General features: G+C 37.8%; 4 protein-coding genes. 1 reads left to right on the plus strand and 3 read right to left on the minus strand.

Going from position 1 to position 13,793, the window contains the following annotated elements; translation table 11 throughout:
- The first annotated feature begins 1,615 nt into the window (after positions 1-1,615).
- A complete protein-coding gene (yhbH, locus tag AC6CHV_RS21180) occupies positions 1,616-2,797 on the plus strand; it encodes a sporulation protein YhbH (RefSeq protein WP_341332610.1) in 1,182 nt (393 codons plus the stop codon).
- 73 nt (positions 2,798-2,870) lie between these two features.
- On the opposite strand, the gene pelA is transcribed toward yhbH, so the two are convergent.
- The 3 genes from pelA to AC6CHV_RS21195 all read right to left on the minus strand — a co-directional run bounded on the left by pelA (position 2,871) and on the right by AC6CHV_RS21195 (position 13,316).
- Positions 2,871-7,235 carry a pectate lyase gene (pelA, locus tag AC6CHV_RS21185; protein ID WP_498079628.1) on the minus strand — a complete coding sequence of 1,455 codons (4,365 nt, stop codon included), beginning with the start codon at positions 7,233-7,235 and terminating at the stop codon, positions 2,871-2,873.
- Positions 7,236-7,545: 310 nt separating this feature from the next.
- On the minus strand, positions 7,546-12,339 hold the full coding sequence (locus AC6CHV_RS21190) for a right-handed parallel beta-helix repeat-containing protein (protein ID WP_498079629.1): 4,794 nt from the start codon (positions 12,337-12,339) through the stop codon (positions 7,546-7,548).
- A gap of 98 nt (positions 12,340-12,437) precedes the next feature.
- Entirely contained in the window at positions 12,438-13,316 is an 879-nt protein-coding gene (locus AC6CHV_RS21195; RefSeq protein ID WP_498079630.1) for a helix-turn-helix domain-containing protein, read from the minus strand.
- Positions 13,317-13,793: the final 477 nt, after the last annotated feature.

Here is a 13,793-nt window from a genome sequence, read left to right on the forward strand (position 1 = left end):
AGCAAGAAATCAACCGCCAAACCCGTTCATTACGCTTATGAAGAGGAATTCGGGCAATAAATTGACCGCCAATCCCGTTCATTACGCTTATGAAGAGGAATTCGGGCAATAAATTGACCGCCAATCCCGTTCATCGCACTTATGAAGAGGAAAACGAGCAAGAAATCAACCGCCAATCCCGTTCATCGCACTTATGAAGAGGAAAACGAGCAAGAAATCGACCGCCAATCCCGTTCATTACGCTTATGAAGAGGAAAACGGGCAATAAATTGACCGCCAATCCCGTTCATTATGTTTATGAAGAGGAATTCGAACAATAAATCGACCGCCAATCCCGTTCATTACGCTATGAAGAGGAAAACGAGCAATAAATTGACCGCCAATCCCGTTCATTACGCTTATGAAGAGGAATTCCGGCAATAAATTGACCGCCAATCCCGTTCATTACGCTTATGAAGAGGAATTCGGGCAATAAATTGACCGCCAATCCCGTTCATCGCACTTATGATGAGGAAAACGAGCAAGAAATCAACCGCCAAACCCGTTCATCGGGCTTATGAAGAGGACTTCGAGAGAGATATCAACCGCCAATCCCGTTCATCGCACTTATGAAGAGGAAAACGAGCAAGAAATCAACCGCCAATCCCGTTCATTACGCTTATGAAGAGAAATTCGAGCGAGAAATCGACCGCCAATCCCGTTCATCGGGCTTATGAAGAGAACTTCGAGAGAGATTTCAATCGCCAATCCCGTTCATCGCACTTATGAAGAGGAAAACGAGCAAGAAATCAACCGCCAAACCCGTTCATCGCACTTATGAAGAGGAAAACGAGCAAGAAATCAACCGCCAAACCCGTTCATCGGGCTTATGAAGAGGACTTCGAGAGAGATATCAACAAGCCAATCCCGTTCATCGCACTTATGAAGAGGAAAACGAGCAAGAAATCAACTGCCAATCCCGTTCATTACGCTTATGAAGAGGAATTCGGGCAATAAATCGACCGCCAATCCCGTTCATTACGCTTATGAAGAGGAAAACGAGCAAGAAATCAACTGCCAATCCCGTTCATTACGCTTATGAAGAGGAATTCGGGCAATAAATTGACCGCCAATCCCGTTCATTACGCTTATGAAGAGGAATTTGAACGAGAAATCAACCGCCAATCCGTTCATCGCACTTATGTAGAGGAATTCGAACAACAAATCGCCTGCCAACCCCATACATCTGGCTCATGAAGAGGAATCAGAGTAAGGAATCCACTAATAATCCCGTACATTGCCCGTAATAAATGTAACTTGTCCATTTATGAATAATAGTAATGCACTCCGTATGTAATAAACAGAAGGAACTTGTCTATTTTTAAGACAAATCGCCCAATTTGCGAAATTTTTTGTCAATAAATCAATGTTCTTGCATAGTATAGAGTAATCTACTATTGGTTAATTTTTGCTAAAGAGTAGGCAGTAGTTGGTCTCTTTTTTATTTCAAAAAGGTTTTGTTTAGTACAGTTTATTCGTTTTACGAAGTTCTTTCACAAACCGTCAAGATAATGTATGAGGATCAAGGTAAAAATGTGAATGGTTTAATAAAAAAAATTTTAGGAGGGGAAAGATTATGTCGAAAGGTAATTCAAAGAACTTTGTCATTTCCCAAGAAGATTGGTCCCTCCATCGCAAAGGCCATGATGATCAAACAAGACACCAAGAGAAGGTACAGGATGCAATTAAGAATAATTTACCTGATTTGATAACTGAAGAAAGTATAATTATGTCAAACGGAAAAGATGTTGTTAAAATTCCGATTCGTTCTTTAGACGAATATAAAATCCGTTATAACTATGATAAAAATAAACATGTTGGCCAAGGAGATGGAGATAGCCAGGTTGGTGACGTTATTGCAAGAGATGGGTCCGGACAAAGTGCAGGAAAGGCAGGGCCTGGAAAAGGGCAAGGTGCAGGTGATCAAGCCGGTGAAGATTATTATGAGGCAGAAGTTTCTCTAATGGAGCTTGAGGAAGCTTTATTTAAAGAATTAGAGTTGCCAAATCTAAAGCGGAAAGAACAGGATCAAAACATTGTAGAAAACATTGAATTTAATGATATTCGTCGAACAGGTTTAATGGGGAATATTGATAAGAAACGGACAATGATGGCGGCATACAAACGAAATGCGATGGCAGGGAAGCCTAGCTTCCATCCAATTTACCGAGAGGATTTGAAGTTTAAAACGTGGAATGAGATTGTAAAACCAGATTCAAAGGCTGTGGTGCTTGCGATGATGGATACGAGTGGAAGTATGGGAATTTGGGAGAAGTATATGGCAAGAAGTTTCTTTTTCTGGATGACTCGATTCCTGCGTACAAAATATGAAACGGTGGAAATCGAATTTATTGCTCACCATACGGAGGCTAAAGTCGTGTCAGAAGAGGACTTTTTCTCAAAAGGTGAAAGTGGGGGTACAATTTGTTCATCCGTGTACCGCAAAGCGTTAGAAGTAATTGATGACAAGTATCCAGCAGCCCGTTATAATATTTATCCATTTCATTTCTCAGACGGAGATAATTTAACCTCAGATAATGCAAGATGTGTGAAGTTAGTGAGCGAATTAATGAAGGTTTCTAATATGTTTGGCTATGGAGAAGTAAATCAGTATAACCGCCATTCAACCCTTATGTCAGCCTATAAGAACATTGAGGATGAAAGATTTAGGTACTATATTTTAAAGCAAAAAGCAGACGTATTTCATGCGATGAAGAGCTTTTTTAAGAATGAAGAGGAAAATAAGGCATTTGCATGATAAAAAGAGAGGGGAGACCCTCTCTTTTCCTGTGAACCGATAAACTATATTGAAAGCTTAAGTACACGACAATTTAATTTCCGGATTGTTTGCAATATCCTGGTATTGGATTATTTCCAGGATTTTGACCATCAGCTGTTTTAGGGCCTTTACCAGGCTTCGGTCCATTACCAGGTTTCTCACAATCTTCACCCTCAGTTGGATCCCAACCTTTTAATACATTTTGTACTGTCCAGTTAGCAGCCTCTTCATCTGTAAGCTGTCTTCTTGATTCATTGATTGCAGCACCGGGGCCGTAGTTTTTATACTCAAACAAGCGGGCATCTTCAGGATTTAAACCACTCATGGAAGTCCAACCCTCTGTTTTAATATGGTCACCAAGTTCACTATTCATAATGACCACACTACCAATCGCATTCGGATTGCCACCAGCCGGCCAAGGTCTGCCTAAATATACAGTCCCAGCAGGGGCATTACTTGTTAGTTTACTATCCTTAATCAAGATACCGTATTGGTCCGTGATTAATGTACTTGCAGCCGTGATATATCCATTATTTGAGTCTGAACCACGGTTAAGTGAGTGAATGATAGAATCCTCAAATACAACTCTTGCTGCACCGAAGATGAAATCGACATCGCCCTCAACATATACTTGATTATAGTATTGGGTTCCAGAGTGCACATATAGTGTATCTTGGTTTCCTATAAATCTTACATTTTTAAAATATTGACGTTCCCCAGCAGCATATACGGCAACAGCTTGTTTTCCGCTCACATCTGTGGAGCTTTCATCAAAAGAGTTTTCGAATGTTACATTTTCTACTCTAAAATCATTTGCGCGTAAATACACACTGGCACTTCCGCTTGTACCAAGAGTTCCGCCAACACCATTATCTCGACCTGCAAAGTTATCGAAAGTAATAATTGTGTTTACTGGATCTTCACCAATCATTGTAATAAAAGGTTTATTATTCGGCACAGTAACAACTTCTTTATAGACTCCGTTTTTGATAAAAATTGTGATTGGAGTTGTATTGTTTGCAGGAATTGCGTCAATTGCTGCCTGGATAGTTGCATAATCTCCAGTTCCATCTTTAGCAACAAAAATTTCATTTTCAATTTGGCTTATCTGTTTTTCTAGACTTTTCACAACTTTGATATCACCATCTTCTAATTGTCTATCATATAGATCCTTAGAGTTACTACCAACAACCTGAATATATACATTATTTGTAAAATATCCAGTTTCTTCAGCGGTACTTAATAATTTCGTACCCCAGTGACCACCCCAAGAATAGCCATTTCGTCTTTCTTCTTCAATTTCCATAATGTCATACTTAATGACGCCATCGCGGCCTGAGAAGATTCCACGATTGGTACCAATCTCATAAAATCTGTACCATGCCGTTGAATTCGAATCTTCTACAAAATACACATTATTTGGATCACCACTTACATATCGCGTATTTTCAAGTTTAACCTCATCTAACCACTCTAGCGCAGATCGAACAGACTTCTTTATTTCGTCAGTTTGTGGACGAGACATAAGGAATCTTATGATTCCAATAGATTCTGAACCTGAAACTGAAGCATGCTCATATGCACGTGCTTTTTGTGGTTCAAACGTATATGGATCGTGCTGAGCACCCCAAGCGGTTAATGTTCCATCAGAGAATTTGATTTGTGCCTTTAAGATATAATCAATTCCACTCTTAATGGATAGTTTGATTCTTTTACCATAAGAATCATTTATTACATCTGAATCGAATGGATATCTCTTTTCGACAACATCATCCATCATTTCCAAGACATTGATCATCGCTTCATCATTAAATGTGACATAGTCAGAGTAGTTGCCGCGTCTAGGATAAACCTGAGCGAATCCACCTGTGTCATATTGTAATTGGAACAAGAATTCAAAGCCTTTTTCAATGCTATCTTTGTATTTTTTATCACCAGTTTCACGATATACTTCGGCTAAGAAAAGAATTTCCTTAATCGTTGCATCATTATCAATCGTTCCTAATTCAACACCATTTGCTACCCATTCTGAACGCGGTTCCTTACCATCCCATGGACGTTCATAGATATGTGGCCAGTTCTTTGTCCAACCACCGTTTTCCATTTGCCAGGTTAATAGATTATCTGCTTTGCGAATCGCGTCGTTTAAATCGCCTTTAAAAGTTATTTTCTCAGGTTCTACGATATACTTCCCGTTCTGATCCAACTCATCTAAACTATTTAAAATAAGGACCGTTTGACCAAATTTATTCTTACCTTTTGCGGCCTTGTCGATTCTAAGATTCTTAAAGTTAGGGCTTAGGGTCGTCCAATTGCCAGTAGGGTAAACCACACTAATATCAGAGAAATCAAATTCATCAAAACTACTATTTAATGTTACCGCAATAAGATTGCTTGAAATTGCATGAACATCCGCGATTTGTACTGTTTTCCTTTGTTCTTCTGATGGAAGGGTATTAACAAGATTCTTAGCTTCCCCCCATGTAAGTTCTTTGTTATTATCAGCATTCGTTGAGGAGCCGTTTAGCTCTTGAATAATTTTTACAGCTTCCTTTTTCTTAAGGGTCTTGTTAGGTTGAATCTTTCCGTTTCTCACAAGAGCATCCATGTATCCAGCTTGTTTAGCAGCAGCTAGAACATAACAATACCATTCATTTATAGAAACTTCCCAAACCTCCGATTCAGTGCTTAATCCCTTGAATTGCTCTTCATTAACTAATCCAAGTTTACTATTTATTAAAGACATGAATTCAAGTCTTGTAATAGAATCGGTATCTTCAGGCTGTTTTTCAACGATTACTCCTAACTCATTTAACTTTTTCAAGTAAAGTCCGCTAACTATATCCTTTAATTCAGAGTCCTCTATATCGATAGGACCTTCATCAGATCCAGTTTCTTTATTGTGGATTCGTAAATGATCAATATTTGCGCCGCCACTAGTACCTACACCTGTAGCACGAATTTTATTCTCACCAGCTTTTAGGGTCGCTTTTGTGGAAGTGTATACCCAAGTTGTCCATGCGCCAGTTGGATCAAAAGCTAATGATTCTGTAACGACTTCATCATTTACTTTAATCTCTGCTGGTCTTGCATCAGTTCCACCGGAAGCATATCTAAAGTCAAGGAAGTATTCTCCATCAGTTGGAACATTCACTGTCCACTCAACCCAACTGCCTGGTTGATTTGGCTTGTAATCAATAAATCCTGTTCCTGTAAAACCAGTATGCTGATTATCGATGATAACCCCTGTTTCATCAAGTAGGGCATCTTCTGCTTCATAAATTTGATCGTATTCCATATACACTTTTAGATGATCGATATTTGCACCACCACTCGCCCCAATACCGGTAGCTACGATAACATTTTCACCGGCTTGAAAGGTAGCTTTAGTTGACGTGTAGGTCCAATTTGCAAAACCACCTGTAGGGTTAAAGGCTAATTTAGGTTCGACAATTTCTCCATTAACTTTTATTTCTGCTGGACGCTCATCCGTTCCGCCATGGGCATAACGAAAATCCAACGTGTATTCTCCACCAACAGGTACATCTATAGTCCATTCGATTGAACCTCCTGGTGCATTCGGTACCATATCTACGAAACCAGTTCCCGTAAATCCAGGATGTTTGTTGTCTATGATAGCATTTACTAACTTTCCATCTTCCGCCTCATAGATTCCACCTGCACCTGGTTCAGTAGGAGGTGTCGGCTCAGATGGATCCTCGGGATCTGTAGGTTGTTCAGGATCAACCTCTGGTAACGAACCAGAAATTTTAATATCATCAACATAATGCCCAAGTGCTTTACTGCCAGGTGTAAATGTTTCAAAATAACTAATTTTTGTAGCAGGTTCATTTAACTGAGCATTCTCTAACTTAAGTTCTCCATTGATATAGACATTTGCTGTTTGATTTATTAAATCAATTTCAGTCTTGATGTCATACCATACATTTTCCTCGAGAGGGACTAACGGTTCATAGGTGCTGCCAGTACGATATGATATGTTATTGTCTTTAGTTTCAATAATGATAGGAGTTCCGTCTCCTTTTACTCTCATTACCTTTGTGGAGCTTGTATACTTCGGTTGCATAAATTTCATATGAACGGTAACAACACCAACAAGCTCGTCGAAGGATTTGCTTAACTTTACATCAGCTGTCTCACTTGTGTCACTTAAAAATACACTTTTGTTTGAAGTATCAGGGACTTCTGTTACTTCTACAGTGCCACCGCCCTCCGATACGTCAAAATCTGCTGGACGTTCCCCAGTCGTTTCATTATTGAAATCTGCTTCAAAAAGGAAGGTGGAAGCTTCCGTTTCTTCAGCATAAACAGGATTAATAGATACGGTAGAAAATAAACTTGTGAATGTGAGCAAAACTACCAATGTCAAATAAAAGTAACGTTTAATTGTACTCATTCATTAAAATCTCCTTTCTATAGACAATAAGTAGAACTATAAACTAGTAATTCAAATACTAGTAAAAATGACTCACCTCCCCGATAGGTCAAAAGAACTATCTGAATATTCAACCAATAAAACGGTTACAAAGGAGAGTGTAACATAGGCTTGACACTAAACTATAGCAACATATTGCTATAAAAGTATGCGGATATTGCTAAAGAGAGAAATCCTGAATTAATGATTATCTATGTAATAGAGGAGGCTTTGATAGAAGGAGGTAAAAAAAGAGAGGGGAGACCCTCTCTTTTTAGCGAAACAAGTATGTTTAGGAAACAAAACCTTTTCTACGATAATGTACAACACCAACACTAACACCAATAAATATTAATACGATACCGAGAACGAGCCAGTTGTATACAGAGGTTGCTGTTTTAGGTAATTTGTTGTTATCTGTTTGTTTATCTGTCCCTTGAGATTTATCTCCGTTTTCATCAGAACTTGGTGTTTTATCTCCCGGTTGATGGTTGTCATCTTCATTGTCAGGAGTTTCTTCTCCCGGTTGTTCTGGATTTTCAGTCTCAGGTTCTTCAGGCTGTTCCTCACCTGGTTGTTCTGGATTTTCATTCTTAGGTTCTTCACCTGGCTCGTCTGGGTTTTCAGTTTTAGGTTCCTCATATTTTGCGATAAAGTCACCAAACGTATCCCAAACACCATTCCAATGGATTTCACCATCTTGACTTCGTTCAAAGTTTTGGATGGTAGCCAAGGATTGCATGAGCTCATTAGGCAGCACATCACCAGACTTATTAACAGATTGTTCTCCATTAAACATGAAGTTCTTATCTAAATCAGTGTGTTGATAATTGTCTTTTGTTTTCTTTTGACTGTCTTCTGTGAAGAAAGATAGAAACCCATCAATTGTAAAGTCAGGAGTAATGTGACCATATGTTGTGAATGCCATATTTCCACCGGCATTATTAAATGCGTAGTTATTTTCGGCAATCACACCTGGATTACTATTACTTGTGAAACCTGCTGCACCGTTACCGAAAGCAACACTATTTTTGATAGTATGAGGGACATGGACTCCTTCACCACCAAGCTTAAAACCGTTTTTATCACCATTCCCAACAGTTCCATTTGTTAAGAAACCGTTGTTATAAGCGATGCTATTCTCAATTGTAACTGCTCCAATAGCACCTGTACCAACCTTTGTATAGAGATCCCATCCATCATCAATATTATTATGAGCGATCGTACCCCTAAAAATATTTCCTTCTCCAACCGTGAGTTTTGCAGCAAAACCATCTGCATTATTGTCAGATGGATCACGGTTATCAAATGATTCACTGTTAAGAATCAAGTTATAAGATGGCCAATCAGCTATAGTAGTAGAATCGTCCGTACGGCTGATTTGTAGACCTGTGTCTCCGTTCTGGTACGTTTTAATGTTTTCAATAATATTGTGGTTACCGCCAACTGTGTAACCTTTTGTGTTGCCGGCAGATTGAATAAAGTCTAAGCCTCTTACATGCCAGTAGTTACCGCTATGGATAACACCTTCCGTTTTCTTATCAAAGTCAATGATTGGTCTACTTGTGGCGGCAGGGTCAGCCCATAAGTACTTCATCGCATCTTCAGTGCCGTCATTGTATTTCTTAATTTCAAGTATCGCATTTCTCACATAGTGACCTTCCATCACATAAATGCGTTGACCTGGTTTTACAAATTCTATGGCCGTATCTAAGTCTAGCGGATTTTCTTTTGAGCCGTCACCAGAACTCAATCCGTTAGGGGAAACATAGATATTTCCATCTTCGGCAAATGTCTTCATTTCAACGGTGAAGTTTCGAATGATTCTATTATAGTCTGTTAGTTTTTGAGTTTCGTCAGGTATGAATACAAAACTAAAGTTTGTATTTGCATTTACTGCGATTTTTGTTTGTATTTCAAGCTTTTGCCCGGCAAAAATAGGTTCATCATAACGAATCGTTTCATTGCCTTCTTTAATCGTCACAGTTCCATTCACATTTGATTGAACGATAAGGCGATAATTCTCATCAGAAGTCCTTTCCAATGATAAAATGTCAAACTGAGGTGTGACCTCCTTAATAGGTGCTTCTCCTTTAGGAGCATCTGTTTCTGCAGCTGTTACTTTGAAGTCTATATTACTCACTTCAATTGTTGCTACACGTGCGGTATAGAAACCGACATATGCCTTTCCATTTTGAACGTTTAAAAGATCAGGTGCATAGATCTCTTTTTCAATCGATTTCTCACCGTCATTTAGTATTCCCGTAAAACCACTATTCGTTTTCTTAAGTGTAAGATGATATGTTTTGTTTGGATGAGTATTAGCAGTTGTTGGTCTTTCTGCCTTTACCATTTCTTTTTGAATACCTTGGCTTCCTGTACCATCCGGTGATGTTACCCCTGTTCGAACAAACAGTTGTGTTCCGTTTTCATCCCGAGTACCACCTGAAAAACCTCCGATTGCGGCAATATTACTCGCAAATATTCCTTTTTGGTCGCCCGTTTCGTATATGGCATCTCTTGCCATTATTCCGAATGATTCTTGTCCATCATGAGGATTTTTTGCGTATTCAACAACTTTGATATCAGCTGAGAGCTCAAAATTATCTTCATTCGCATCAATTTCGGTGTAATAGAAGGAGATTCCATCATGGTCTCCAGTAACCTTACCACCACCATCAATTGCAGCTAAACGAATGGTATCATTCTCTAGGTACTCAATTGTATTTCTTTCGTCCGATGTTGATTGCCCGAACCGAATAAAATCAAAATTGTAGGCTGTTTTTTCTCGAACTGTAACCTTATATGTGATTGGGTCGACTCCCAAATCTACTGTTGGACTCACAGTAATAGGGTACGTACCGGTCATATCACTATTAAATGAACTGGAGTCAACATCATAGGCATCAGTTGATAATACCTCTTGATCTCCATTATCGTAAACCTTTGAAACTTCTAATCCATTAGATGCAAACGTGTCACCGATTGCAAAAGTTGTATTAGGAAACTCAGTTATTTTTAATTCAAGTACTTCCTTTTCTTTTACATTGAATGTGATAGTTTTACTGGCATCCTTATGGCTGATTACTACATTCTTGTCTCCAGGTGTTGTCGTATCAAAATTAGAGATATCATATTCATTTTCTAGTAATCTTACCTGAGATCCGTCCTTATAGATGGCATAAACGACCAATCCAGTAAGATCGAGTGGATCACCAATAAAATATTGTGTTTTAACAGGTTGTTTCTTTATCTCAAGCCCTTCAAGCTCAGTATCTTTTACAGTTACATTGAAGCTTGCTGTTACAGCAGGGAAATCTTTTGGTACAATTGTAACGGTCTTTGTACCAGGGGTATTAAATGCAGATGCCCTATCAATTAAGACATTGTCAACTTTAAAATCTAGCTGATCTTCGGATAGAATATAGGTTTCTCCATTATCATATGTTCCTAGTACTACTAAGCCTGCTGGGTCAAATTTGTCACCTGGATAGTAAACCGTTTTAGCGGGATAGTACTTAATCGTTAAATCTAATAAGGTCAATTCTTTAATTCTTAAATCAATGGTCTCTTTAGCTCCTCCAAAGTTAACTGTAATCGTATTTGTTCCAACACTACTGCTATCAAAACCAGTAATAATATAGTCGTTTGCAGATAAGATCGCTTCTTCACCATTATTGTAAATGGCTTTAACGACTAAGCCATCAGTATTTAATTCTTCGTTTACTAGATATTCGGTTTTCATATTATCCGTGTTAACTTCCAGTGTCGATACTTTCTTCGTGTCTATAACTATATTGAAATTGTTGAATGTAATTTCAGCATCACGAGCAACATATAGTCCAGCGAAGACAGAATCACTAAATAAATTGTCCACAGTTATTACTTCAGAGACTCCATTTATGGATACTTTAAATACATTTCCTGACTTCTGAATTTCTAGATCATAAACTTCATTTGCAGCTGGAGTATTTACATCTGCGAAGTTCTCCAATTTTATAAGTTGGCCATTTTGATTATAAAAAGGTTTCATAGCTAAATCCAAAGCACCTACTGCAACAAAATTAGAAGATTGTTTACTACTATCACTATTTTCACCAACACTGTCTCTTAGCATAAGACCAAAGGACTTTTGGTTCGGAGTAGATATACTACTGTTGCTATTGAAGTTCTTTACGCTAGCTTTTGTTGTTAAAGTAAAGTTTGCATTAGCCGGAATTTCTTTGAAATAATAGGAAATACCCTCATCACCGTTTGCTATTTTTCTGCCAGTAGCAGTAATTGTAATTGTTCCATCATCATTTATAATGGGATCAGGGTTTCTAGACTCACTTGTGTTACTTCCAAATGCCCTAAACTCCCAATCTCCGGTTTCGATCGGGCGATCTTGAATTAATTTGACATCACTGTAGGTAACGCTTACATTTCTTGCTGCGAAAAGTCCAACATAATTCATTTCCCCACTATAATCTGTGAACGTTTTTGTTTCTTCACCGACTGTTAATTGATAAATATTTCCTTCTTTTCTAACCTTAAGTGTATACTCTTCACCAGGAGCAGGGTTATTTGCTGTAAAGTCTAGTTCATCTGGATATACAGACGAAGCGCTACTGTCTTTATAAAACCCTCTAATATCTTGCTTGATACCACCTACCGCAAGATAATCACCAGTTTTTACATCGGTAGAAGTTAATAAGTTGCCTCTTAGCATAATTCCAAATCCAACTTGATTATTTGCCTCAAAGGATTCGACCTTCACCTTAGCTTGTAATTCAAAATTATCTGTAGGATCAACTTGCTGGTAATAATATGCAATACCTTCTGTTTCATTTGCAATTTTACCACGATTGTTCATAACGCTCATTTTGACAGAGCCATCTCCATTTTCCTTAATCAAAAAGTTTTCAGCAGTAATTTTGTCATTACCGCCAACATCGCCTCCGATTGCACCTTTCCAATCAGAGGATTCAGGTATATCAACCATCTCTGTGGTTTCACCTTCAGCAGCAAACACATTCAAACTCATATTAGGCAATAATAATAGAAAACACAGTAGTACCGTAATAAAACGTTTAAACTTCCTCACTATTTGGCCTCCTTTTTTATGTAAATGAAATACAGACGAAAAACCCGACTCTTGAGCAGTAATCACCTCCTTAAATCGCCCAAATCCTCAAATCTGAGTTAGAGGATTTGGGCATTTGTTCGATATTGTTTTGGAGTCATGCTGACCTGTTGTTTGAAGCTTCTGATAAAACTGGAAGGGGAGGAAAAACCTACTTTTTCAGATACCTGATTAATAGGAGAACTTGTTGAAATAAGTAGTTTTTTCGCTTCGTAAATTCTTCTTTGAAGTATATAATCGTGGATGGTAAGACCAAATTCTTTTTTAAAGAAATGACAAAGGTAATATTTATTTAGATGTAGAGTTAGAGCTAGTGAATCAAGACGCCAATCCGTATTCCAGATTTCATTGATTTCCTTTAAGATACGTTCTAGCATTTCTACTTTTTGAGAGTCACGCTTTACAATTAAATGGGAATTCTGCGCAAAGGATGATTGAATTTCTCTGCATAGAAATAATAGGAGTTCGAGGAGGTATAATTCTAGTGCTGCTTCCTTTTCCCAGAGATCTTCATTCTCTTGCTCAAACAATAAATGATCGATGATATGCTGAAGTTGTTCTTCCTTCCAGGCCTGTACATTCAAAACATATTGAGGGGAAGGAAGGTTGTCCAAAAAGCCTTTAAACTTCTCAAAAATAGGATGTTTAAACGTAAGAAAGCTTTCAGAGAATAGAGTAACAACTCGTTCATATGGCACACCATCATGTAATTTAACTTTGTGAAAATCAGTGCTTTTAAAAAATAATATTTGTCCTTTCGTTAAACGAAAGACTTTTTCTTCAAAAATGTATGTGGCTTCTCCTTTTTGGAGCCACACAATTTCAAAACCTGAGTGTGAGTGGAAGTTAGAAGCTGTTTTCCGATCCGATTTATGTTGAATGGTAAACTTCGGCCTCATAAATTTTTTACTAAACAATTTATCATGATAAACTCTCATTTTTCTACACCTGCCTTTTATACTGAAATGCTGATAAATCCAATAATAAAGCGGTTTCAAAGTTGAGTGTACCATAGCAGGGATGCTCAAAGATGCGTAAAAATTGCTTTAAAAGTATGCAAATATTGCTATTTGGGTATGTTCTAATCAAATGATTATATGTGTTACGGGGAAGCAGACTGAAAAAAGCTCAATATGGAACTTTACATGACTTGTACTTTGAAAAGGTATACGGGTTTGAGTCGTTCAAGAAAAATAATAGTTTGTTAAATGGAAAAATTCAAAATATTAGTTGACAGTCCCAAAAACAAAAACATATAATCGAATTAATAAAGCTTTTTGACTTCCATTCTTAAAAAAGTCCTGCTTCTTTTTTTTGAAAGTAGTTGTACCAACAACCTAATAACACATCAATGTGTTAACCCTCGTTTTAATAAACATACACATTTTAATTTGTTCCAAAAAGAAAACGCATAC

This window comes from Ferdinandcohnia sp. GQ5, assembly GCF_059759275.1.